Origin of the sequence: Tepidimonas aquatica (assembly GCF_007556585.1) — a bacterium.
In the GTDB taxonomy this organism is placed as follows: domain Bacteria; phylum Pseudomonadota; class Gammaproteobacteria; order Burkholderiales; family Burkholderiaceae_C; genus Tepidimonas; species Tepidimonas aquatica.
The window spans coordinates 99,328-121,836 of record NZ_VJNA01000001.1; the positions used below are offsets into that span (position 1 = coordinate 99,328).

At 67.3% G+C, this 22,509-nt stretch carries 21 protein-coding genes; 11 read left to right on the forward strand and 10 right to left on the reverse strand.

All coding sequences use genetic code 11. The features are described from left to right. Positions 1-12 precede the first annotated feature (12 nt). The 6 genes from ccoO to Taqua_RS00500 all read left to right on the forward strand — a co-directional run bounded on the left by ccoO (position 13) and on the right by Taqua_RS00500 (position 4,038). Positions 13-708 (forward strand): cytochrome-c oxidase, cbb3-type subunit II, encoded by a 696-nt coding sequence (ccoO, locus tag Taqua_RS00475; RefSeq protein WP_144324096.1) that lies wholly within the window; start codon positions 13-15, stop codon positions 706-708. Between the two features lie 23 nt (positions 709-731). Continuing rightward, positions 732-869 (forward strand): cbb3-type cytochrome oxidase subunit 3, encoded by a 138-nt coding sequence (locus Taqua_RS00480; RefSeq protein ID WP_144324097.1) that lies wholly within the window; start codon positions 732-734, stop codon positions 867-869. 21 nt (positions 870-890) lie between these two features. Continuing rightward, the gene (ccoP, locus tag Taqua_RS00485) at positions 891-1,796 is read left to right on the forward strand and encodes a cytochrome-c oxidase, cbb3-type subunit III (RefSeq protein ID WP_144324098.1); all 906 of its coding nucleotides are present in this window, start codon (positions 891-893) and stop codon (positions 1,794-1,796) included. Positions 1,797-1,884: 88 nt separating this feature from the next. Next, entirely contained in the window at positions 1,885-3,297 is a 1,413-nt protein-coding gene (gene ccoG / locus Taqua_RS00490; protein ID WP_144324099.1) for a cytochrome c oxidase accessory protein CcoG, read from the forward strand. 128 nt (positions 3,298-3,425) lie between these two features. Continuing rightward, positions 3,426-3,662, forward strand: a complete 237-nt coding sequence (locus Taqua_RS00495; protein WP_144324100.1) for a hypothetical protein — start codon at positions 3,426-3,428, stop codon at positions 3,660-3,662. A gap of 55 nt (positions 3,663-3,717) precedes the next feature. Continuing rightward, positions 3,718-4,038 (forward strand): hypothetical protein, encoded by a 321-nt coding sequence (locus Taqua_RS00500; RefSeq protein ID WP_144324101.1) that lies wholly within the window; start codon positions 3,718-3,720, stop codon positions 4,036-4,038. 180 nt (positions 4,039-4,218) lie between these two features. On the opposite strand, the gene Taqua_RS00505 is transcribed toward Taqua_RS00500, so the two are convergent. Beyond that, positions 4,219-4,593 carry a DUF779 domain-containing protein gene (locus Taqua_RS00505; protein ID WP_055423322.1) on the reverse strand — a complete coding sequence of 125 codons (375 nt, stop codon included), beginning with the start codon at positions 4,591-4,593 and terminating at the stop codon, positions 4,219-4,221. 138 nt (positions 4,594-4,731) lie between these two features. Continuing rightward, positions 4,732-6,252 carry an aldehyde dehydrogenase gene (gene adh, locus Taqua_RS00510; RefSeq protein WP_144324102.1) on the reverse strand — a complete coding sequence of 507 codons (1,521 nt, stop codon included), beginning with the start codon at positions 6,250-6,252 and terminating at the stop codon, positions 4,732-4,734. A 254-nt stretch (positions 6,253-6,506) separates the two neighbouring features. Between adh and Taqua_RS00515 the strand changes: the two genes are divergently transcribed. Further along, positions 6,507-8,426, forward strand: coding sequence for a sigma-54-dependent Fis family transcriptional regulator (locus Taqua_RS00515; RefSeq protein WP_144324103.1), 1,920 nt, complete (start codon positions 6,507-6,509; stop codon positions 8,424-8,426). A 4-nt stretch (positions 8,427-8,430) separates the two neighbouring features. Here Taqua_RS00515 and Taqua_RS00520 read toward each other — a convergent pair whose 3' ends face one another. Both Taqua_RS00520 and fnr read right to left on the reverse strand, forming a co-directional pair. After that, entirely contained in the window at positions 8,431-9,282 is an 852-nt protein-coding gene (locus Taqua_RS00520) for a ParB/RepB/Spo0J family partition protein (protein ID WP_221933902.1), read from the reverse strand. A gap of 124 nt (positions 9,283-9,406) precedes the next feature. Next, a complete protein-coding gene (fnr, locus tag Taqua_RS00525; protein ID WP_144324105.1) occupies positions 9,407-10,126 on the reverse strand; it encodes a fumarate/nitrate reduction transcriptional regulator Fnr in 720 nt (239 codons plus the stop codon). Between the two features lie 168 nt (positions 10,127-10,294). On the opposite strand from fnr, the gene hemN reads away from it, so the two are divergent. Both hemN and Taqua_RS00535 read left to right on the forward strand, forming a co-directional pair. Beyond that, positions 10,295-11,674 (forward strand): oxygen-independent coproporphyrinogen III oxidase, encoded by a 1,380-nt coding sequence (hemN, locus tag Taqua_RS00530; RefSeq protein WP_246094552.1) that lies wholly within the window; start codon positions 10,295-10,297, stop codon positions 11,672-11,674. Positions 11,675-11,760: 86 nt separating this feature from the next. Further along, on the forward strand, positions 11,761-12,423 hold the full coding sequence (locus Taqua_RS00535) for a sulfite exporter TauE/SafE family protein (RefSeq protein WP_342780887.1): 663 nt from the start codon (positions 11,761-11,763) through the stop codon (positions 12,421-12,423). Here the strand turns inward: Taqua_RS00535 and Taqua_RS00540 are convergent. The 6 genes from Taqua_RS00540 to metG all read right to left on the reverse strand — a co-directional run bounded on the left by Taqua_RS00540 (position 12,389) and on the right by metG (position 20,097). Further along, the gene (locus tag Taqua_RS00540; protein ID WP_246094553.1) at positions 12,389-13,339 is read right to left on the reverse strand and encodes a DMT family transporter; all 951 of its coding nucleotides are present in this window, start codon (positions 13,337-13,339) and stop codon (positions 12,389-12,391) included. The two genes, Taqua_RS00535 and Taqua_RS00540, sit on opposite strands and share 35 nt — an antisense overlap. After that, positions 13,336-14,946, reverse strand: a complete 1,611-nt coding sequence (gene nadB, locus Taqua_RS00545) for an L-aspartate oxidase (RefSeq protein WP_144324108.1) — start codon at positions 14,944-14,946, stop codon at positions 13,336-13,338. The genes Taqua_RS00540 and nadB overlap by 4 nt, the downstream gene beginning before the upstream one ends. Positions 14,947-14,987: 41 nt before the next feature. Beyond that, positions 14,988-15,836, reverse strand: a complete 849-nt coding sequence (locus tag Taqua_RS00550) for a segregation and condensation protein A (protein WP_246094554.1) — start codon at positions 15,834-15,836, stop codon at positions 14,988-14,990. Beyond that, positions 15,833-16,045 carry a DUF3460 family protein gene (locus tag Taqua_RS00555; protein WP_132962861.1) on the reverse strand — a complete coding sequence of 71 codons (213 nt, stop codon included), beginning with the start codon at positions 16,043-16,045 and terminating at the stop codon, positions 15,833-15,835. The genes Taqua_RS00550 and Taqua_RS00555 overlap by 4 nt, the downstream gene beginning before the upstream one ends. A gap of 35 nt (positions 16,046-16,080) precedes the next feature. Further along, the gene (locus tag Taqua_RS00560; RefSeq protein WP_144324109.1) at positions 16,081-17,799 is read right to left on the reverse strand and encodes a SulP family inorganic anion transporter; all 1,719 of its coding nucleotides are present in this window, start codon (positions 17,797-17,799) and stop codon (positions 16,081-16,083) included. Between the two features lie 177 nt (positions 17,800-17,976). Continuing rightward, entirely contained in the window at positions 17,977-20,097 is a 2,121-nt protein-coding gene (metG, locus tag Taqua_RS00565; RefSeq protein WP_144324110.1) for a methionine--tRNA ligase, read from the reverse strand. A 141-nt stretch (positions 20,098-20,238) separates the two neighbouring features. Between metG and apbC the strand changes: the two genes are divergently transcribed. Together apbC and galE are read left to right on the forward strand one after the other, a co-directional pair. After that, positions 20,239-21,330: an iron-sulfur cluster carrier protein ApbC gene (apbC, locus tag Taqua_RS00570; RefSeq protein WP_144324111.1), complete on the forward strand. Its 1,092-nt coding sequence runs from the start codon at positions 20,239-20,241 to the stop codon at positions 21,328-21,330. Positions 21,331-21,444: 114 nt separating this feature from the next. Then, the gene (galE, locus tag Taqua_RS00575) at positions 21,445-22,464 is read left to right on the forward strand and encodes a UDP-glucose 4-epimerase GalE (RefSeq protein WP_144324112.1); all 1,020 of its coding nucleotides are present in this window, start codon (positions 21,445-21,447) and stop codon (positions 22,462-22,464) included. Positions 22,465-22,509 lie beyond the last annotated feature (45 nt).

Below are 22,509 nucleotides of genomic sequence, written 5' to 3' on the forward strand. Positions count from 1 at the left end.
GGGAGAACCGACATGGCTCAACACGATCACAAGCCCAGCGGTCACGAGCGCATCGAGACCAACAACTTCCTGATGATCATCCTGATCACCCTGGTGGTGGCGGTGGGTGGTCTGGTGGAAATCGTGCCGCTGTTTTTCCAGCACTCGACCACCAAGCCGATCGAGGGCGTCAAGCCCTACACGGCGCTGCAACTGGCCGGCCGCGACATCTACATCCGCGAGGGCTGCTACGTGTGCCACTCGCAGATGGTGCGCCCGTTCCACGCCGAAACGCTGCGCTACGGGCCGTACTCGGTGGCGGGCGAGTTCGTCTACGACCACCCGTTCCAGTGGGGCTCCAAGCGCACCGGCCCGGACCTGGCGCGTGTGGGTGGCCGCTACTCGGACGAATGGCACCGCATCCACCTGAATAACCCGCGTGACCTGGTGCCCGAGTCCAACATGCCGGCCTACCCGTGGTTGGAGCGTCGGGAGGTGCAGGCCGACGCAATGCCCGGCCGCATGGCGGCGCTGCGCAAGCTCGGTGTGCCCTACACCGACGAAGAGATCGCCAAAGCCGCCGATGAGGTGCGTGGCAAGACCGAGATGGAGGCCTTGATTGCGTACTTGCAAGGCTTGGGCACCGCGCGTTCGTGGGACAAGCTGGTACAGCAAGCCGCCCAAACCGCGCAAGCGCCCGCCCAGCCGGCGGCCAGCAGCGCCCAGTGACCACGACCAACGGGGATTTCACCATGGACATCAACGATATGCGCGTCATCGTCACGGTGCTCAGCTTCGTGACTTTTGTCGGCATTTGGGTGTGGGCGTGGTCGCGCAAGAACCAGCGCCGTTTCGAAGAAGCTGCCCAGTTGCCGTTCCAGAGCGAGTGAGTCCCCATCCGGAGAACCATCATGAGTGACTTCACGAGCGATTTCTGGCACCTGTTCGTGGCGGGCCTCACCGTCATCAGCATCCTGGTGTGCGCCTTCTTCCTGTGGGTCAGCGGCAAGGCCCGCGTCATGCCCGCCGCCGACAACACCACCGGCCACGTGTGGGATGGCGACCTGCGCGAGTGGAACAACCCGCTGCCGCGCTGGTGGGTGTACCTGTTCATCATCACGGTGCTGTTTGCATTGGGCTACGGCTTGCTGTACCCGATGTTCGGCCAGTGGCAAGGGGTGCTGAAGTGGTCGTCGCACGAGCAGTGGGCGGCCGAGCGGGCCAAGGCGTTGGCGGCGGTGGAACCGTTGTACGCCAAGTTCCGCGGCACCGACCCGAAGGATCTGGCCAAGGACGCCAACGCGATGGCGGTGGGTGAGCGCCTCTACATGAACTACTGCGCGCAGTGCCACGGCTCCGACGCGCGCGGCAGCAAGAGCTTCCCCAACCTGACCGACAACGACTGGCTGGGCGGTGACGGCGGCCCCGAGTACATCAAAACCACCATCACGCAGGGCCGCGTGGGTGTGATGCCGCCGATGGCCGCCGCGGTGGGTGGCCCGGAAGACGTGCGCAACTTGGCCCACTACGTGCTCAGTCTGTCGGGCAGCCCGCACGACAGCGTGCGTGCGGCGCAAGGGGCACCCAAATTCGCGGCGTGCGCGGCCTGCCACGGGCCGGACGGCAAGGGCATGCATGCCACCGGGGCGCCCAACCTCACCGACCAGATCTGGCTGCACGGCTGGGGCGAGGAGGCCATCGTCCGCGCCATCAACCAGGGCTTCAACAACGTGATGCCGGCGCAAAGCGCGTTGTTGACGCAAGACCAGATCCACGTGCTGACCGCCTACGTCTGGAAGTTGTCGCACGCGCAGTGATGCGGTTTGCGTAACATCAAGGCGCTGATACCGGCCCGGGTACTACAATAGGTTCCGGGCCGGTTTTCTCATTTGTGGAGTGCATCCCATGGGCAGCAACCCGAACCCCACCGCCATGACCGACCAAGAGGTCGAAGTCTCACTCTACGCGGCGCGCCAAAAAATCTACCCCCGTTCCGTTTCGGGGCTGTTTGCCAAATGGCGCTGGTTTTTCGTGTGGCTGACGCAGCTTGTGTTTTATGGGCTGCCATGGCTGACGTGGGGTGAGCGCCAGGCGGTGCTGTTTGACCTGGAAGCACGGCGTTTCTACATTTTTGGTCTGGTGTTGTACCCGCAGGACTTCATTTACCTGACGGGTATTTTGGTGGTGTCGGCGCTGTTGCTGTTTTTGTTCACCGCCATCGCTGGGCGGCTGTGGTGTGGGTACGCCTGTCCTCAAACCGTGTACACCGAGATCTACCTGTGGCTGGAAAAGCTGTTCGAGGGTGATCGCTCGGCACGCATGCGGCTGGACCAGGGGCCGTGGAACGCCAACAAGATCGTGCGCAAGACCGGCAAGCAACTGGCGTGGATCGCGGTGGGGCTGTGGACCGGGTTTACCTTTGCCGGTTACTTCACCCCGATACGCGAGCTGGGCCAGGCGCTGCTGACGTGGGACCTGGGGCCGTGGCAGACGTTCTGGATTTTCTTCTACGGCTTTGCCACCTACGGCAACGCCGGCTACATGCGCGAGCAGGTGTGCAAATACATGTGCCCGTACGCGCGCTTCCAGGGCGCTATGTTCGACAAGGACACGATGATCGTGACCTACGACGCGGCGCGCGGGGAACCCCGTGGGGCCCGCAAGCGCTCCGCCGACCCCAAGGCGCTGGGCTTGGGCGACTGCATCGATTGCACGCTGTGCGTGCAGGTGTGCCCCACCGGCATCGACATCCGCAACGGCTTGCAGTACGAGTGCATCAGCTGTGGGGCGTGCGCCGACGTGTGCGACGAGGTGATGGAGAAAATGGGTTACCCGAAGGGGCTGATCAAATACTCCACCCAAAACGGCATGACCCATGGCTGGACGGGGGCGCAGATGATCCGGCGCGCGTTTCGGCCTCGGGTGTTGGTCTACAGCGCCATTTTGCTCACCATCGTGGCGGCGCTGGGCGTGAGCCTGTGGCTGCGCGTGCCGCTGAAGGTGGACGTGATCCGCGACCGCGGCGCGCTGGCGCGGCTGGTCGAGATGGGCCGCATCGAAAACGTGTACCGCGTGCAGATGATGAACGCGTCGGAACACGAGCGTGAATTGCTGGTCTCGGCGGAAGGGTTGCCCGGCATCGAGGTGGTGTCCGACCGGACGGTGCACCTGCTGCCGACCGAGGTGCGTTCGGTGGCGGTGCGGGTGCAGGTGCCGCCCGGGCTGGCCAGCGGCACCCACCCGATCGTGTTGCGCTTGCGCAACGCCGATGGCAGCATCGACGTGAAAGAAAAAACCACCTTCCTGGTGCCGCGCTGACGCGTGCATCGGCGGCGGCATGCGGGTTGTCACGCATACCGCCGATACCCATGAGGGCATATACTATGCAAACGATGAACCCCGTTGCCGCATCGCCTGCCGTGCGCCGCCCCTGGTACCGCGAGCCCATGATGTGGCTCGTGGTCGGGGGGCCGCTGGTGGTGGTGGTGGCCTCGCTGATCACGGTGTGGATCGCGGTGCGCAACGCCGACACGGTGTTGCCGCGCGAGGCCGCGCCGGCGCGCGTGGCGCAACCGCTGGACGCGCTGTCGGCCCAAGAGCGGTTGCAGGTCGAAAAAGCGGTGCTGCCAGCCGGGCAGGCGCGCAACCACGTGGTGTCGCCCACGTTGCCGCGCGAGCGCTGACCGACGCTGGGGCGGGGTTCACAAGGTTTGCCCAACGATACCGAGGAGACCCCCGATGGCCCGTGTCCAACGTGTGCTGTGGATCGCCTGGCCGGCGTTCTTGATGGCCGCCTTGATCGAGATGGTCGTGTTCGCCTTTGTCGATCCGAACGAGCTGCACTGGGCTGGCGAAACGCTGGGTTGGTCGCGGCAGGCGGTTTACACGCTGGCGTTCTTTGTCTTTTGGGCGTTGACGATGGCCTCCAGCGCCCTGACCATGCTGCTGTCGATGTCGTCGTGGGAGATCAACCGCTGCCCCGTGCCGCCCGATCAGCGGCCCGCGGACTGCGTCAAACAGCCCGGCTCGGGGGCGCAGGGTTGTCAGGGCTGCGGTTGAACGCGGGCGGCTGAGCAGCGCACGGCGCTCGTCGTCGCCACTCCCCCTCCTTTTGTTGCATCGCAATATCGAATGATGATGCGATGAACGTTTGTTATCGTATGAAGGAGATACTAGAGGAAGTTCAACCCGGGGTCAAGAGGGTCTGGTCGAAGGAGATTTGTTGCATAGCAACGAGGCTCACACCTTGCCGGCCGCCTGCAAGGCGGCATATTCTTCATCAGTAAAAAGCCGAGAACGCACGAGGAAGCGCACTCCTTCGCCATTTTCCAGGGAGAACATGCCGCCCCGGCCGGGCACGACGTCGATGATGAGCTGCGTGTGTTTCCAGTACTCGAACTGCGGCTTGCTGATGTAGAACGGCGCCCCGCCGATCTCGCCGAGCAGCACATCGTTGTCTCCGACGAGGAACTCCCCCTGCGGATAGCACATGGGGGAAGAGCCGTCGCAGCAGCCACCGGATTGATGAAACATCACGGGTCCGTACTTCTCCTGGAGCCTTTTGATGAGCTCGAGCGCGGCCGGCGTGGCGATCACTTGGGGCGGTGCTTGCATCGGAGGGCGTTCCTCGGATGCAGTTTGTGTGGACATTTCTGCAGCCATCGTATCCTCCCAGACAAAAGCGCCAGGGGATGCCCCTGGCACCCAGCACAATCGAATGGAAGGGAGGGAATTTCCCTCCCCCTATCCCTATTAGAAGAAACCGAGTTTCTTCGGCGAGTAGCTCACCAGTAGGTTCTTCGTCTGCTGATAATGCTCCAGCATCATCTTGTGGTTCTCACGGCCGATGCCGGACTGCTTGTAACCGCCGAAGGCGGCGTGCGCCGGATAGAGGTGGTAGCAGTTGGTCCACACCCGACCGGCTTGGATGCCGCGGCCCATGCGATAGGCCCGGCTGCCGTCGCGCGTCCACACGCCCGCGCCAAGGCCGTAGAGCGTGTCGTTGGCGATCGAGAGCGCTTCGGCTTCGTCCTTGAAGGTGGTCACGGCCAGCACGGGGCCGAAGATCTCCTCCTGGAAGATGCGCATCTTGTTGTGCCCTTTGAAGATCGTGGGCTTGACGTAGTAGCCGCCGGCGAGTTCCCCGGGCAATTTGGCCTGTTCGCCACCGATGAGGCACTGCGCCCCCTCTTGCCTGCCGATGTCGAGGTAGGAGAGGATTTTCTCCAGCTGTTCGGAGGAAGCCTGCGCCCCGATCATCGTCGTCGGATCGAGCGGGTTGCCCTGCTTGATCGCCTTGACGCGTTCCAGGGCGCGCGACATGAATTTGTCGTAGATCGACTCCTGGATGAGGGCGCGCGAAGGACAGGTGCACACTTCGCCTTGGTTGAGGGCGAAGAGCACCATGCCTTCGATTGCCTTGTCAAAGAAGTCGTCGTCGGCCGCGGCCACGTCCTCGAAGAAGACGTTGGGCGATTTGCCGCCGAGCTCCAGCGTGACCGGGATGAGATTCTGGCTGGCATACTGCATGATGAGCCGGCCGGTGGTGGTCTCGCCGGTGAAGGCGATCTTGGCGATGCGCGGGCTGGTGGCCAGGGGCTTGCCCGCCTCGAGACCAAAGCCGTTGACGACGTTGACCACGCCCGGCGGAATGATGTCGGCGATGAGCTCCATGAGCACCATGATGCTCACGGGCGTCTGCTCGGCGGGCTTGAGCACCACGCAGTTGCCAGCCGCCAGCGCCGGGGCGAGTTTCCAGGCCGCCATCAGGATGGGGAAGTTCCAGGGAATGATCTGACCGACCACGCCCAGCGGCTCGTGGAAGTGGTAGGCGACGGTATTTTCGTCGATCTCGGAGAGCGTCCCTTCTTGGGCGCGGATGCAGCCGGCGAAGTAGCGGAAGTGATCGACGGTGAGCGGAATGTCGGCCGCAAGGGTTTCGCGGATCGGCTTGCCGTTGTCCACCGTGTCGGCGTAGGCGAGTTTTTCCAGGTTCTGCTCGAGCCGATCGGCAATCGCGAGCAACACCTGGGCGCGTTGCGCCGGCGGGGTCTTGCCCCATTTTTCCTTGGCGGCATGCGCGGCATCGAGCGCGAGCTCGATGTCTTCGGCCGTGGAGCGCGCCGCTTGGCAGAACACCTTGCCAGTGATGGGCGTGATGTTGTCGAAGTACTGCCCCTTGACGGGCGGCACCCATTTGCCGCCGATGAAGTTGTCGTACTTGGCCTTGAACTGGACCGGGGCGGACGGATCGCCAGGGAACGGATAAGTCATGTGCTGCTCTCCTCTTCTGATGGTAGGAAACCGATGGAAAACTCCATGCGCCCTTGCCAAGGCGCAGGCAAGACGAGATTGCAAGCATCGTGCCAATCCTGAAACGAACCTCTTTATCCATTGATCCAAGGATTTTTTTGCTATGCTGTCTCAGCGAGACGTCGCAAAATGAGACATCGACCGTCTCATCGTCTCAGATTCGACGAATCAACAAGAAAAACAGTCATACAAGCATGGAAAAGGAGGGACGAAGGATGACCATGCTGACTCCATCGCTGGAATCGGTCGCACTCGCCCGTCAGACGTTCATCGAACGGGGAGAGCTCACCGCGCTGCACCTGGCACCCGAGATCGTGCGCTCGTGGCAGCGCTGCCGTGCAAAAGGCCTTTCATGCGATCGACATCCTGATGTCAAGGAGAGTCTGGTCGATACGCCTCGACTCACCACCGCCCGCGAACGATTGGAAGAATGGCTGCGCTACGCCCGCCCGGTATTCGAGAGCGTCTTCTGGGATCTCGGCGCTGGACGCAGCATCCTCGTACTGGCCGACCCAGAGGGCGTCATCGTCGAGACGAGCGGCGATCCGCGCTTCCTCGAACGCGCGCAACGGGTCCACCTGGCCCGCGGTGCGATCTGGCACGAAGGCGTGCGCGGCACCAACGCCGTGGGTACGGCGATCGCCGAAGGGGCGCCGGTCGAGGTGCTGGGGCCGGAGCATTATCTGAGCTGCAACGAATTTCTCGCCTGCACCGCCGCCCCCATCTTCGACGGCACTGGCCGCTTGGTGGCGGTGCTCGACGTCTCCTGCGATTGGCACGACCACCATCCGCACACCCGCGCCTTGGTCAATACCGCGGTTCGCCTCATCGAGAATCACGCCATCGCCGCCCGCCACCGCGGCCTGCGCATCCATTTGCATCGCGATGCGCACGCCCTGGGCAGCTTCGTCGATGACGCCATCGTCTGCGTGGACGACGACGGTCGCGTGGTGGCAGCCAATTCCGCTGCCCGCCGCCTTTTTTCTCTACGGCACGAGGAGCTTGGTGCGGTGCCACTGGAACGGCTCTTCCGCCGCGCCGCCCCCGTGCCGCGCGGCGACGAACCGGTGCTGCTGTACGATCCGCAGGGCAATCCCCTCTATGCGCGCTTCGAAGGACGCCGCGCGCGCGTCGTGATCCGCCGCGCCGATCCTGCACCGGCCAACGATGCCTTGGCCGAGCTCGACACCGGCGACGAGGCGCTGCGCCGGGTCATCGCCCAGGCCCGTCGGGTGCTCGACAAGGACATCCCCATCCTGCTGCGCGGCGAGAGCGGCGTGGGGAAGGAACTCTTCGCCCAAGCCCTCCATCGCAGCTCGCCGCGGCGCGACAAACCGTTCGTGGCAGTCAATTGCGCCGCGTTACCGGAAGCGCTCATCGAGGCCGAGCTCTTCGGCTATGCCCCCGGCGCCTATACCGGCGCGCGCCGCGAGGGGAGCCTCGGGCGCATCCGCGAGGCGCACGGCGGCACGCTCTTTCTCGACGAGATCGGCGACATGCCGCTCGCGCTGCAGGGGCGACTGCTGCGGGTGCTGGAGACGAAGGAGGTCGTGCCTCTGGGCGGAAAACCGGTGCGCGTCGAGTTTGCGCTCATCGCGGCCACACACCGCGACCTGCCAGCAGAAGTCGAGGCGGGGCGATTCCGTGCCGATCTCTACTATCGGCTGGCGGGTCTGACGCTCACCTTGCCGCCGCTGCGCGAGCGCAGCGATCTACCCGTGCTGGTGGAGCGCATCCTGCGCGCCTGCGCGCCGGACCGGGACCTGAGGCTCGCGCCCGAGGTGGCCGCCGCGTTCGCGGCCTATTCCTGGCCGGGCAACGTGCGGGAACTGGCGCAGGCACTGCGCGTGGCCGCGGCCTTGGTGGATGAGGAAGAAATGGCGATCGGCTGGGAAGCGCTGCCCGAAGGGCTCGCGGCGGCGCTGAAACGATCGCCCGGAACGACGCCGCTCACTTCCCCCGCAGGGGAAGAAGCGTTCGAACTGGCAACCCTGTCACGCGCCGCGATCGAGCGGGCGCTCGTCGCAAGCCGCGGCAACCGCACGGCGGCGGCGAGGCGCCTGGGCATCAGCCGCGCCACGCTCTACCGCAAATTGCGCGAGATGGGCAGCCCCCCCGCGCAAGCGGCGGGTTGACCGTTCAGGCCCGCACGCCCAGGCGTTCGAGCAGGCCCTCGAGCGTGTCGTCGTCGGCGAAGGAGATCTCGAGCGTGCCGCGCCCGTCGCGGCGGCGCTTGATGAGGACTGGCGCGCCGAAGTGTTCGGAAAGCGCCTCTTCCAGCCGCCGCCAGTCGGGGTCTTTCACCGCTTCGGGTTTGGGCGCGGGCGGAGCAAGCAGCGCCTGCACGGCGCGCTCGGTCTGGCGCACCGACCAGCCCTGCACCGCAGCGCGGCGGGCGAGTTCCACCTGTTGCGGCACGGCAAGCGCGAGCAGTGCCCGGGCGTGGCCCATTTCGAGCGCCCCCTCCATCAGCAGCTCGCGCACCGGCTCGGCCAGTTGCAGCAGGCGAAGCAGGTTGGTGACCGCCGAGCGGCTGCGCCCGACGGCCTCGGCCGCCTGCTGGTGGGTCATGCCGAATTCGTCGATGAGCCGCTGCAGCCCTTGAGCTTCTTCGAAGGGGTTGAGGTCTTCACGCTGGAGGTTCTCGATGAGGGACATCGCCAGCGCCGCCTCGTCCGGAATCTCGCGCACGAGACAGGGTACTTCCAGCAGACCCGCCATGCGGGCGGCACGCCAGCGCCGCTCGCCGGCGATGAGCTCGTAGCGCTCGCCCACGGGGCGCACCAGCAGCGGCTGCATCACGCCCTGGGCGCGGATCGAGGCAGCGAGCTCTTGCAGCGCCTGAGGGTCCATGCGCGTGCGCGGCTGGTAGCGGCCGGGGTCGATGCAGTCGATGTCGACGCTGCGCAGCGCCTCTTCCACCGCCGTCGGCGCGCCCAGCAGTGCGTCCAGCCCGCGCCCCAGCCCCTTGCGCTTGCCCGCCGCCATCAGTGCGCCTCCGCGAGCGGGGCGGCCACGCCCAGGCGCCGCTCCAGCTCGGCGGCGAACTCGAGGTAGGCGAGGGCGCCCCGAGAGCGGGGAGGGGCGACGGCGTGCTGGGCCGGCCGCGCGGCGCCTACAGCGGCTCGCCCTGGTTGACGATGGCCTGCAAGGCCTGCGGCTCTAGGATGCGCACGTAGCGCTGGCGCACCTCGATGATGCCTTCGTCCTGAAAGCGCGAAAACGTGCGGCTGACCGTCTCCAGCTTCATGCCGAGGTAGCTGCCGATCTCCTCGCGCGTCATGCGCAGCACCAGCTCGGAGCGCGAAAAGCCCCGCGCGTGCAGCCGCTGCACCAGGTTGAGCAAAAACGCCGCCAGCCGCTCCTCGGCGCGCATGCTGCCCAGCAGCAACATCACGCCTTGGTCACGCACGATCTCGCGGCTCATGATGCGGTGCACGTGGTGCTGCAGCGTGCTGAATTCGCGCGACAACGCTTCCAGCTTGTCAAACGGCAGCACGCACACTTCGGCGTCTTCCAGCGCCACCGCCGAGCACGAGTGCTTGTCCTGCACGATGCCGTCCAGCCCCAGGATTTCACCGGCCATCTGAAAGCCCGTGACCTGGTCGCGTCCGTCGGCCGTGTTGATGACGGTTTTGAAAAACCCTGAGCGCACCGCGTACAACGACGTGAACGCGTCCCCGGCGGCAAACAGCGTCGCGCCTCGGCGCACGCGGCGCCGGGTGCTGATCAGGTCATCCAGCTGCGCCATCTCATCGGTCGACAGGCCCACGGGGATGCACAGCTCGCGCAGGTTGCAGCTGGAACAGGCGACTTTGATCGAATGCAGGTCCATGGGCGCAGCGGTGGCGAACGTTGGTGGGATGATAACCGTGATCGCTGCCTTGTGCCGCCGCAGCGCCACCGACCTTGGGCGCGGCGCCGTGGCAGGCTGTTTGACCCACGTCAACAGGCCCCGTGGGGCGCTGCGGCACAGTTCATACCCCAAGGAGTCGTACTTGTTGTGAAACACGTCATCGAGCCCAGCCTGCTGCGCCGCTTCGATATTCCAGGTCCGCGCTACACGTCGTACCCGACCGCGGACCGTTTTGTCGAGGCGTTTGGCGAGCGGGACTACATCCAGGCACTGCAGCAACGGCGCGCCGGGTCGTTGGCGCTGCCGCTGTCGGTGTACGTGCACATCCCGTTTTGCGCGTCGTTGTGCTACTACTGCGCGTGCAACAAGATCATCACGCGCCACCACGAACGTGCCACCGAGTACCTGCGCTACCTTGGGCATGAGTTGGAGCTGCAAACCCGCCATCTCGGCCGGGGGCACCGCGTCAGCCAGTTGCACCTGGGTGGTGGCACCCCGACGTTTTTGTCGGACGACGAGCTGGCCGATTTGATGGGGATGTTGCAGCGCCACTTCGAGCTGGTGCCGGGCGGCGAGTACTCGATCGAGATCGATCCGCGCACGGTGACGCAGCAGCGGTTGGCGCACCTGCAGCGGCTGGGGTTCAACCGCCTGAGCTTCGGGGTGCAGGATTTCGACCCAACGGTGCAAAAAGCGGTGCACCGCGTGCAGCCCGCCGAGCAGGTGTTTGCGTTGATGGCGGCGGCGCGCGAGCTGGGGTTCGAGTCGGTCAACGTCGACCTGATCTACGGGCTGCCGCAGCAAACGCCGGAATCGCTGCGGCGCACGTTGGAGCAGGTGCAGCAGCTGCGTCCCGACCGCATCGCGCTGTACGCTTACGCGCATCTGCCGGCGCGCTTCAAGCCGCAGCGGCGCATCGTGGCGGCGGAGCTGCCCAGCGCCGCCGACAAGCTGGCCATGTTGGCGCTGGCGCTGGACATGCTCAGCGCCGCCGGCTACGAGTACATCGGCATGGACCACTTCGCGCTGCCCAACGACGCGCTGGCCGTGGCCAAGCGGCAGGGGCGGCTGCACCGCAACTTCCAGGGCTACAGCACGCAGCCCGACTGCGACCTGATCGCGCTGGGGGTGTCGGCCATCGGACGGGTGGGGGCCACCTACAGCCAAAACACCAAAACGCTGGAGGAGTACTACGACGCGCTCGACCAGGGGCAGCTGCCCATCATCCGCGGCATCGTGCTGAGCCGCGACGATGTGCTGCGCCGCAGCGTCATCATGGCCATCATGTGCCAAGGGCTGGTGGACTTCGAGTCGATCAACCTGGCGCACCTGGTGGACTTCCGGGTCTATTTCGCCCGTGAGTTGGAGCAGCTGCGCGAGATGGCCGAGTGGGGACTGGTGCGGGTGCACGACACGCACCTTGAGGTGACGCCGACCGGCTGGTACGTCGTGCGCGCGATTGCGATGGTGTTCGACCGCTACCTGCAGCTGGACCAGGACCGCGCGCGCTTTTCCAAGATCATTTGACAGCGGCCCGCGCGGCGCGGGGGCATCCGCGGCGAGGCCGCCCTGCCCAGCGCCGCTGCATTACGATCCCAGCCATGCTTGCTTCGATGACCGTATCCGCGCTGGTGATGGGCCTGGTAGGGGGGCCGCACTGCGTGGCCATGTGCGGGGCCGCGTGCGCCGGCATCGCGCGCGCGGCCGGGCCGCACCCGCAGCGTGCGCTGTGGACGTGGCAGGCCAGCCGGGTGGCTGGCTACGCGCTGCTGGGGGCGCTGGCCGGGGGCACCGTGCAAGGCATGGGCTGGCTGGGGCAAAACACCGTGGTGCTGCGCCCCTTGTGGACCATGCTGCACGTGGCGGCGTTGCTGTTGGGGCTGGCGCTGGTGGTGCAGGCGCGCCAGCCGGCGTTCGTCGACGGCTGGGCGCAGGCCGTGTGGCGGCGTGCTCGGCCGGTGCTGGCGCGTCTGGGGCCGCGTGCGCCGGTGGTGTTGGGTGTGGGGTGGGCGTTGATGCCATGCGGGTTGCTGTATTCGGCGCTGCTGGTGGCCTCGTTGTCGGCGTCGGTGTGGCAGGGGGCGCTGATCATGGCCAGCTTTGCGCTGGGCACGGCGGTGTCGCTGGCCGCGGGGCCTTGGCTGCTGCTGCGGTTGACCCAGGCGCGCTCCGGTGGCTGGGGCATTCGGCTGGCCGGCTTGGCGTTGGCGGCCACGTCGGGCTGGGCGCTGTGGATGGGGATCACCCAGCCGACCGGTCTGTGGTGCGCGACGTAACGCGGTCCGGCCACGTGGCTGCGACGAGGCCGACCAGCGCCAGCGCGAAAGCACCCCATTGCACCGGCGTGAGGCGTTCGCCCATCACCAGCACGCCGATCGTGGCGGCGCTGATCGGCAGCATCACGGTGAACACACCGGCGCGGGCTGCGGGCACGTGGCGCAGGCCGGTCATCCACAGCCACACGCTCCATACGCTGGCCGCCAGCGCGTAAAACACCAGCAGCGCCCACAACGGCAGGCTCATGCGGCTCCAATCGTAGCTCCATGCCGCCCAGGCACCCAGCGGCGTCATCAACACCAGCCCCCACAGGTTGATCAGCGCCGCAATGCGCTTGGGGGCCAGCCGCCCGGTGAGGCGTTTGCCAATGACGACGTAGGCCGCCTCGCACGCCACTGCCGCCAGCACCAGCAGGTTGCCCCACAGCGGCAGCGGTACCCCGAGCCAGGTGCCTTGTGCGGCAGCGGGCGTGGCGGCGCCTTTGTCCAGCGAAAACAACCCGATGCCCAGCGCCGCCAGCGCGATCGCGCCCAGCGAGCGCGCGTCGAGCCGCTCGCGCAGCAACCACCATGATTGCAGCGCCACCATGGCGGGGATGGCGGCCATGATGACGCCGGCGGCGCTGGCGGTGGTCAGCCGCACACCGTACAGCATGCACAGGGTGAACAAAAAATTGCCCAGCAACGCTTGCACGAACAGCAGCGCGTGGGTGTGCGGCGTCAGCGGCGGCTCGTGCGCCGGGCGGCGCAACCAGTGGAGCATGGCGGCCGCACCGATCAGGTAGCGCAGCCAGGCCAGCACGAACACCGGCATCGCCGCCAGCAGCGGTTTGGACAGCGCCACGTAGCTGCCCACCAGCGCCATGCTGGCGGCCAGGGCGCCGTAGGCCGTCCAGGGGGTGCGCGGGGGTGTCATCGGGGGTCGGGCACCAGGATGGTGGGGCGGGCCTCGGGCAGGGTATAGGGGTAGTCGCGGCTGTAGTGCAGGCCGCGGCTTTCCTTGCGCTGCTGGGCCGAGCGCACGATCAGGTCCGCCACCTGCACCAGGTTGCGCAGCTCCAGCAGGTCGCGCGTGACGTGGAAGCGCGCGTAGAACTCGTGGATTTCGCTGCGCAGCAGCTCGATACGATTGGCCGCGCGTTCCAGCCGCTTGTCGGTGCGCACGATGCCGACGTAGTCCCACATGAAGCGGCGCAGCTCGTCCCAGTTGTGGCTGATGACGACTTGCTCGTCGGCGTCGCTGACGCGGCTGTCGTCCCACGGGCGCACGGTGATGGGCGGTGGCGCCGGGTGCGCGACCATGTCCTGCGCGGCGGCGCGGGCAAACACCAGGCACTCCAGCAGCGAGTTGCTGGCCAGGCGGTTGGCGCCGTGCAGCCCGGTGTAGCTGGCTTCCCCGACGCAGTACAGGCCCGGCAGGTCGGTGCGCGCGCGCAGGTCGGTCACCACGCCGCCGCAGGTGTAGTGCGCCGCCGGCACCACGGGGATCGGCTCGCGCGTGATGTCGATGCCCAGCTCGGCGCAGCGCTTGAGGATGTTGGGGAAGTGCTCGTGCAAAAAGGCCGACGGCTGGTGCGAGATGTCCAGGTACACGCACGGGATGCCGTGCTTCTTCATCTCGAAGTCGATCGCGCGCGCGACGATGTCGCGCGGGGCGAGTTCGGCGCGCGGGTCGTGGTCCGGCATGAAGCGGCGGCTGCCCAGGTGCGGCGGCAGCTTCAGGATGCCGCCTTCGCCCCGCACGGCCTCGCTGATCAAAAAGCTCTTGGCCTTGGGGTGGTACAGGCACGTGGGGTGGAACTGGATGAACTCCATGTTGGCCACGCGGCAGCCGGCGCGCCAGGCGGCGGCGATGCCGTCGCCGGTGGCGGTGTCGGGGTTGGAGGTGTACAGGTACACCTTGCCGGCACCGCCGGTGGCCAGCACGGTGTGCGGGGCGACGAACACGTCCACTTCGTCGCGCGCTTCGTCCAGCACGTAGGCGCCCAGCACGCGGCGCGGGTGCTCGGGCACGGTGGCATGGCGGTCGCTCAGCACCAGGTCGACCAACACATGTGTCTCGAACACGTCGATGTTGGGGGCGGCACGCACGCGCTCGATCAGGGTCTGCTGCACCGCCGCGCCGGTGGCGTCGGCGGCGTGCACGATGCGCCGGTGGCTGTGGCCGCCTTCGCGCGTCAGGTGCAACCGGTCGCCTTCCTGGGTGAAGGGGGTGCCCAGCGCGCGCAGCCAGCCGATGGCTTCGGGCGCGTGTTCAACGACGAAGCGTGTGGCCCGCTCGTCGCACAGCCCGGCGCCGGCCACCAGGGTGTCGCGCACGTGGTCTTCGAAGCTGTCGCCTTCGCCCAGCACGGCCGCAATGCCGCCCTGCGCCCAGCCGCTGGAGCCGTCGGCGATACCGCGCTTGGTGACGATGGCCACGCGCCAGTGCGGCGGCAGCAGCAGCGCCGTCGACAGGCCGGCCAAGCCGCTGCCGATGATGAGGGCGTCGTAAACGTGGGTGGTCGTGGCCTGGGTGTTCATGGTCGGCAAGGCTGCGATGCTAGCATCGCCGGCCCGTGGCATCAGGTGGGGGTATAGGTCAGGCGCACGTAGATGGGTGCGTAGGGCTCGGCCTGCGTCAGTTCCACCAGCCCCTCCTTGCCCAGCTCCAGCAACGCGACGAAGGTGACGACGGCCACCGCCACGCCGCGCGCGGGCCCGAACAGGGCGTCGAATTCGACGAAGCGCTGGCCTTGCAGCCGCCGCAGCAGCTGGCTCATCGTCTCGCGCACCGACAAGGCCTCACGCTGGATGGTGTGGTGCCGCACCAGGCGCGCGCGGCGCACCACCGCGGCCCAGGCCGCGCGCAGCTCGTCAACCTCGACCTCGGGCCAGCTCGGGGCGGTCGACGGCGCCCACGGCACATGCGCGCACCAAAAGTCGCGTCCGTGTTGCGGCAGGGTTTCCAGCGCTTGCGCGGCGAGTTTGATGCGCTCGTACTCCAGCAGCCGGCGCACCAGTTCGGCGCGTGGGTCTTCAGGCTCGTCCTCGCCGTCCTCACGCGGCGCAGGGGGCAGCAGCAGGCGCGACTTGATCTCCAGCAGCATGGCCGCCATCAGCAGGTATTCGGCGGCCAGCTCCAGGTTGCGCTGGCGGATCTGTTCCACGTAGCCGAGGTACTGGCGCGTGACCTCGGCCATCGGGATGTCGAGGATGTTGAAGTTTTGTCGCCGGATCAGGTACAGCAGCAGGTCCAGCGGCCCCTCGAAGGCCTCCAGAAAGACCTCCAGCGCGTCGGGGGGGATGTACAGGTCCTGCGGCAGCGCGAACAAGGGCTCGCCGTACAGGCGCGCCAAAGCCACTTGGTCGACGGTGGCGACCGTCGCACCCTCATCGTGGGTGGGGGGCAGGGTGGCGTCGCCGCCGTTCACCGCAACGACGGTTCGGTCTGGTACACGTAGGGTTTTTGCGGTACCCGCGCCGCCTGGGCCTGGCGGGCAAAGTCGCGGTCTTGCGGACGGTCCCACAGCAGCGCGCGGCCGGCGCGTTGCTCGGCCTCCAACTGCGGCTTGGCGCGCTTGAGCTCGTTGAGAAACTGGGTGGCGTCGGAGACGTAGTCAGGCAAACCGAGCAGGTTCATGGCACAGGTCGTGAAGGGGTTGAGGTGTGCAGCCATCATTCTAGGGGCGCGGCACGATCGTCGGCTGGGGTGGCCGCATGCGGCGTCGGGTCGGCGGCGCGGGCCGGACGCTGCCAAGCCGACCAGGCGTGCAGGCGATCCAGAAAACCGCTGCGGCGCATCAGCGACAGCGGCTGCTCGTGCAGGCCGTCGATGGACAAGCGGCCGCCGCAGCGTGCGATGGCTTGTTGCACCCCCTCCAGCGCGTCCAGCCCCGTGGTGTCGAGCAACTGCAGATCGCTGGCGTCGAGCCGCACGTCCACGCCGTCGGCGGCCTGCTCCACCGCGTCGGTCAGCGCGTCCAGCTTGGTGACGGCGCCAAAAAAGAGCGAGCCGTACAGGTGGGCCTCGATGCGGCCAGGGCTGACGCGGTTGAGCGTGACGCGAAACAGGCTGCTTTGCCGCCGTACGAACAGCGCCACCGCCAGCACCAGCCCCAGCTCCACCGCCACCGTGAGGTCGAAGATGACCGTCACGGCAAAGGTGCTCAGCAGCATCAGGCGGTAGTGGTGGCTGAAGTGCTTGAGGCGCGCAAACTCGCGCCACTCGCCCATGTTCCAGGCGACGAACAGCAAGATGCCGGCCAGCACGGCCAGCGGCACATGGCGCGCCAGGGGTGCGGCCAGCAGCACGATGGCCGCCAGCGTCGCCGCGTGCACCATGCCCGCGACGCCGCTGGTGGCCCCGCCGCGGATGTTGGTGACCGTGCGCGCGATGGTGCCCGTGGCCGGCATGCCACCGATGAACGGCACCACCGCGTTGGCGATGCCCTGCGCCATCAGCTCCTGGTTGGGGTCGTGCTTGCGGCCGCCGTGCAACTGGTCGGCCACCCGCGCGCACAGCAGCGACTCGATCGCGCCCAGCAAGGCGATGGTCAGCGTCGGGGTGACGAGCTGGCGCACGGTTTGCCAGGACACGTCGGGCCACACCAGCGCGGGCAGCCCCTGCGGGATGCTGCCAAAGCGGCTGCCGATCGTGTCCACCGGCCACTGCAGCGCCCAGGCCAGCAGCGACAGGGTGACCAGGGCCACCACTGGCGCCGGCAGACGCGAGGTGGCGCGCAGCGCGCTGACGCCCTCCAGCGCGTCCAGCCGCTGGCGAAAGGCCGAATCCGTGGCCCACAGCCGCGGCCACACGAACAGCCCCAGCACGCACAGGCTCGCCAGCGCCACCGAGTACGGGTTGACCGTGGACAGCGCCCCACCCACCGTGTGCAGGATGCCGAAAAAATCCGCCGGCATCTTGGCCACTTGCAGCCCCAGCGCGTCGCGCAACTGCGACAGCCCAATGAGCACCGCGATGCCGTTGGTAAAGCCGATGACGACGCTGACCGGCACGAAGCGCACCAGCACCCCCAGGCGCAGCCAGCCCATGGCAAACAGCAGCAGCCCCGCGCAGAAGGTGGACACCAGCAGCCCGCCGACGCCGTGCCGCTCGACGATGCCATAGACGATGACGATGAAGGCGCCCGCCGGACCGCCGATTTGCACCGACGTGCCGCCCAGCAGCGCGATGATCAGGCCCGCCACGATGGCGGTCCACAGGCCGGCCTCGGGGGGCAGACCGCTGGCGATGGCAAACGCCATGGCCAGCGGCAGCGCAACGACGCCGACGGTTACACCAGCGCCCAGGTCGCGCAGCAGGCGCGCGCGGTTGTAGGTGCGCAGGTCATCAAGTAGGCGGGGGTGAAAGGGATGCAGTGCCCAGCGGGCCATAGGGAACCTCCACATGCGTGCAATACCAACGGAGGGCGATGTTGGCCCGCGCGTGGAGGTCCGCAATGACGCAGCCGCGTGATGAACCGGCGCCGCGCGGTCAGTCCGCGCGGCGGCTGGTTGCGGTGCTGGGGGCACGCGGTCGTCACGGTGTCCCAAGTATACGCCCGCGCGCCGTCAGCGCACGCGCATGCCCGGCTCGGCGCCCGGGTGGGGCTCCAGGATGTACAGCCCGGGGTGGGCGGCGCCATCGGCGTGGCTGGCGGCCAGCACCATGCCCTCGCTGAGGCCAAACTTCATCTTGCGCGGCGCGAGGTTGGCCACCAGCACGGTGAGCTTGCCGACGAGCTGCTCGGGCGCGTAGGCGCTGGCGATGCCGGAAAAGACGTTGCGTGTGCGCCCCTCGCCGACGTCCAGCGTTAGCCGCAGCAGCTTGGTGGAGCCCTCCACACGCTCGCAGGCCACGATGCGCGCGATGCGCAGATCGACCTTGGCAAAGTCGTCGATCGTGATGGTGGGGGCGATGGGCTCGCCACCCGGCGTGGCCGCCGCCGTGTCGCCGCCGGACGCTGGCACCATGGGCGGGTTGGGTGGCGCGGGCGGTTCGAACAGCGCTTGCAGCGCCTGCGCGTCCACGCGCTGCATCAGGTGCTGGTACGGCGCGATCGTGTGCCCGGCGCCCAGCGGCTGGCCGGCGTTGGCAAAGTCCAGCGGCGCGCAGCGCAGGAAGGCCTCCACCCGCTCGGCGGTGGCGGGCAGCACCGGCTTGAGCATCGCGGTCAGCACGCGAAACGCCTCGATGCAGGTCGTGCACACGTCGTGCAGCCGCTCCTGCAGCTCGGGCTGTTTGGCCAGCTCCCACGGTTTGTTGGTGTCCACATAGGCGTTGACGCGGTCGGCCAGTTGCATGATCTCGCGCACGGCCTTGCCGTACTCGCGCTCGGCCCACAGCTCGGCCACGGCGGGCAGCGCCGACTGCAGCGTGTCCAGCAGCGCTTCGCCGTCGGGCGAGATGGCGCCCAGCCGCCCGTCAAAGCGCTTGCTGATGAAGCCGGCGGCGCGCGCGGCGATGTTGACGTATTTGCCCACCAGGTCGCTGTTGACGCGCGCCACGAAGTCGTCCGGGTTGAAGTCGACGTCTTCGACGCGCGGGTTGAGTTTGGCGGCCAGGTAGTAGCGCAGCCACTCGGGGTTGAGGCCCAGCTTCAGGTAGCGCAGCGGGTCGATGCCGGTGCCGCGGCTTTTGGACATCTTGGCGCCGCTGACCGTGATGAAGCCGTGCACGAACACGTGCGTGGGTGTTTTGCGGCCGGCAAAGTGCAGCATCGCCGGCCAAAACAGCGTGTGGAAGTAGGCGATGTCCTTGCCAATGAAGTGGATTTGCTCCACCGCCGGGTCGGCGATGAACTCCTCGAAGCTCTGGGTGGTGCGCGAGGGCGGGTGCCAATGCGAGGCGGCCTGCCCCTTGTCGAAGTGGTTTTTCAGGCTGGCCAGGTAGCCGATCGGGGCGTCGAGCCAGACGTAGAAGTATTTGCCCGGAGCGTCGGGAATTTCGATGCCGAAGTACGGCGCGTCGCGTGAGATGTCCCAATCGCTCAGACCCACGCGCCCGTCGTCGCCGACGGTGAACCACTCGCGAACTTTGTTGACCACTTCGGGCTGCAGCCGCCCGGGGGTGCTGGTCCATTCCTCCAAAAACTGCACGCAACGCGGGTCGGACAGTTTGAAGAAAAGGTGCTGCGATTGGCGCAGCTCGGGCGTGGCGCCCGACAGCGTCGAGGTCGGGTTGCGCAGCTCGGTGGGGCTGTACACGGCGCCGCAGGCTTCGCAGGCGTCGCCGTACTGGTCGGGCGCACCACAGTGCGGGCATTGGCCCTTGATGTAGCGGTCCGGCAAGAACATCCCCTTGACCGGGTCGTAAAACTGCTCGATCGTGCGCAGCTCGATCAGGCCGGCCGCTTTGAGGGCGAGGTAAATCGATTGCGCCAACGCGTGGTTTTCAGGCGCGTCGGTGCTGTGCCAGTTGTCAAAGCGGATGTGAAAGCCGTCCAGGTACTGCGCGCGCCCGGCCACGATCTCGGCCACGAACTGCTGGGGCGTTTTGCCGGCTTTTTCGGCGGCGATCATGATCGGGGCACCGTGCACGTCGTCGGCGCCAACGAAGTGCACCTCGTGGCCCAGCAGGCGCTGTGTTCGAACCCAAACGTCGGCCTGGATGTACTCCATGATGTGGCCGATGTGGAAGTGGCCGTTGGCGTAGGGCAGCGCGGCGGTGACGAACAGACGGCGGTGGCTCATGGACAGCACGCAAGGGGCTAGTGAAAGAATCCCGGATTGTACTGAGGGCATCCGCGGGCTGAGCCCCGGAGACCTGCGGTGCCAGCGGCTAGACTATTCCTTTCGCAACCATCCATCACCCACGCGAGGAGCGAGGCATCCATGAGCATCGACACCCAGGCCCTGCTGCAGGCGCTGCAAGCTGTGGTCGATCCCAACACCGGCAAAGACTTCGTGACCACCAAGGCGCTGACAAACCTGCAGGTCCACGGCGATGAGGTGGCGTTCGAGGTCGAGTTGAGCTACCCGGCGCGCAGCCAGCACGACGCGCTGCGCTGCCAGCTGGTGGCGGCAGCGCGTGGCGTGCCGGGGGTGGGCAACGTGTCGGTGCAAATCACCACCCGCATCCAGGCGCATGCGGTGCAGCGCGGCGTGGCGTTGTTGCCGCAGGTGCGCAACGTGGTGGCGGTGGCCTCGGGCAAAGGGGGCGTGGGCAAAAGCACCACGGCCGTCAACCTGGCGCTGGCGCTGGCGGCCGAAGGCGCCCGCGTGGGCCTGCTCGACGCCGACATCTACGGCCCCAGCCAGCCGATGATGATGGGCATCGAAGGTCGCCCCGAAAGCCTCGATGGGCAGACGATGGAGCCGCTGGTCAACTACGGCGTGCAGGTCATGTCGATCGGCTTTTTGGTGGACAAGCACGAAGCCATGATCTGGCGCGGCCCCATGGCCACGCAGGCGCTGGAGCAACTGCTGCGCCAGACGAACTGGCAGGACCTGGACTACCTGATCGTGGACATGCCACCCGGCACCGGCGACATCCAGCTCACGCTGAGCCAGCGCGTGCCGCTCACTGGCGCGGTGATCGTGACGACCCCGCAAGACATTGCGCTGCTCGACGCGCGCAAGGGCATCACGATGTTCCAAAAGGTCAACGTGCCGATTTTGGGCATCGTCGAAAACATGGCCGTGCACGTGTGCCCGCAGTGTGGGCACGCCGAACATATTTTTGGCGCCGAGGGTGGCAAGCGCATGGCCGCCGAGCTGGGGGTGCCGTACCTGGGGGCCTTGCCGCTCAACCGCAGCATCCGCGAGCAGGCCGACAGCGGCCGCCCCACCGTCGTGGCCGACCCGGACGGCGAGCTGGCCGCGCAGTACAAGGCGGTGGCGCGCCAGGTGGCGCTGGCGGTGGCCGCGCGCGCCAAGGATTATTCAAGCAAGTTCCCCACGATCACCATCAGCCGTGCCACCTGAGGTCGGTCGGCTGTCAAGTCGACCCCCTCCTATCCCTCCTATAATGACCCGCACGAACGTCACACACAGCCGCAGCAGGCCGTGATGGCGCGGTCGCGGCAGGGGAAGGCAGGTATGAACATTTTGCTCACCGGGGGGACCGGCTACATCGGCAGCCACACCGCCGTCGTGTTGGCCGAGGCTGGGCACCAGGTTGTTTTGCTGGACAACCTCGCCAACAGCCAGGCCGGTGTGGCGCAGCGCCTCGGCGCCCTCATCGGCCAGACCCCGCCGCTGGAAGTGGTGGATGTGCTCGACACCGTGCGCGTGCGCATGGTGTTGCGGCATTACCGCATCGAGGCGGTGGTGCACTTCGCCGGGCTGAAAGCGGTGGGCGAGTCGGTGGCGCAGCCGCTGACGTACTACCACAACAACGTGGCGGGCACCGTGAGCCTGCTGCAGGCCATGCAGGCTGAGGGGGTGCGCCAGCTTGTCTTTTCCAGCAGCGCCACCGTCTATGGCCAGCCGCAGTACCTGCCGTTGGACGAAGATCACCCCACCGGGGCCACCAACCCGTACGGCCGCACCAAGCTGCACATCGAGCACATGCTGCAGGACCTGGCGGCCAGCGACCCCTTGTGGCGGATCGCCATCCTGCGCTACTTCAACCCGGTGGGCGCGCACCCCAGCGGCCTGATCGGCGAGGACCCCAACGGCATTCCCAACAACCTGATGCCCTACATCGCGCGGGTGGCAGCGGGGCGGTTGCCACACCTCAACGTCTGGGGTGACGACTACCCCACGCCCGACGGCACCGGCGTGCGGGACTACATCCATGTGATGGACCTGGCCGAAGGTCATCGCGCGGCGCTGGACCACCTGGCGCGCAGCCCGCAGCCGTGCGAGGTGTTCAACCTTGGCACCGGACAGGGCACCAGCGTGCTACAAATGGTGCGCGCGTTCGAGCAGGCCAGCGGGCAGCGTGTGCCGTACCGCATCGCGGCGCGGCGGCCCGGGGACGTGGCCGCGTGCTGGGCCGACCCGGCCAAGGCGCAGCGCGTGCTGGGCTGGCGCGCCACGCACGACGTGCACGACATGTGCGCCAGTGCGTGGGCCTACGTGCGCACCAGCGCGGCGGCGGCGCTGGTGGCGTAGCGCGCCGACCGTGCGCCCGGCCCCGCGGGTCCACGGCCCGTGGAC

Coding starts and splice junctions, on each gene's coding strand:
- ccoO (WP_144324096.1), top strand. CDS start 13: ATGGCTCAACACGATCACAAGCCCAGCGGTCACGAGCGCATCGAGACC.
- Taqua_RS00480 (WP_144324097.1), top strand. CDS start 732: ATGGACATCAACGATATGCGCGTCATCGTCACGGTGCTCAGCTTCGTG.
- ccoP (WP_144324098.1), top strand. CDS start 891: ATGAGTGACTTCACGAGCGATTTCTGGCACCTGTTCGTGGCGGGCCTC.
- ccoG (WP_144324099.1), top strand. CDS start 1,885: ATGGGCAGCAACCCGAACCCCACCGCCATGACCGACCAAGAGGTCGAA.
- Taqua_RS00495 (WP_144324100.1), top strand. CDS start 3,426: ATGATGTGGCTCGTGGTCGGGGGGCCGCTGGTGGTGGTGGTGGCCTCG.
- Taqua_RS00500 (WP_144324101.1), top strand. CDS start 3,718: ATGGCCCGTGTCCAACGTGTGCTGTGGATCGCCTGGCCGGCGTTCTTG.
- Taqua_RS00505 (WP_055423322.1), bottom strand. CDS start 4,593: ATGCAAGCACCGCCCCAAGTGATCGCCACGCCGGCCGCGCTCGAGCTC.
- adh (WP_144324102.1), bottom strand. CDS start 6,252: ATGACTTATCCGTTCCCTGGCGATCCGTCCGCCCCGGTCCAGTTCAAG.
- Taqua_RS00515 (WP_144324103.1), top strand. CDS start 6,507: ATGACCATGCTGACTCCATCGCTGGAATCGGTCGCACTCGCCCGTCAG.
- fnr (WP_144324105.1), bottom strand. CDS start 10,126: ATGGACCTGCATTCGATCAAAGTCGCCTGTTCCAGCTGCAACCTGCGC.
- Taqua_RS00535 (WP_342780887.1), top strand. CDS start 11,761: ATGACCGTATCCGCGCTGGTGATGGGCCTGGTAGGGGGGCCGCACTGC.
- Taqua_RS00540 (WP_246094553.1), bottom strand. CDS start 13,339: ATGACACCCCCGCGCACCCCCTGGACGGCCTACGGCGCCCTGGCCGCC.
- nadB (WP_144324108.1), bottom strand. CDS start 14,946: ATGAACACCCAGGCCACGACCACCCACGTTTACGACGCCCTCATCATC.
- Taqua_RS00555 (WP_132962861.1), bottom strand. CDS start 16,045: ATGAACCTGCTCGGTTTGCCTGACTACGTCTCCGACGCCACCCAGTTT.
- Taqua_RS00560 (WP_144324109.1), bottom strand. CDS start 17,799: ATGGCCCGCTGGGCACTGCATCCCTTTCACCCCCGCCTACTTGATGAC.
- metG (WP_144324110.1), bottom strand. CDS start 20,097: ATGAGCCACCGCCGTCTGTTCGTCACCGCCGCGCTGCCCTACGCCAAC.
- apbC (WP_144324111.1), top strand. CDS start 20,239: ATGAGCATCGACACCCAGGCCCTGCTGCAGGCGCTGCAAGCTGTGGTC.
- galE (WP_144324112.1), top strand. CDS start 21,445: ATGAACATTTTGCTCACCGGGGGGACCGGCTACATCGGCAGCCACACC.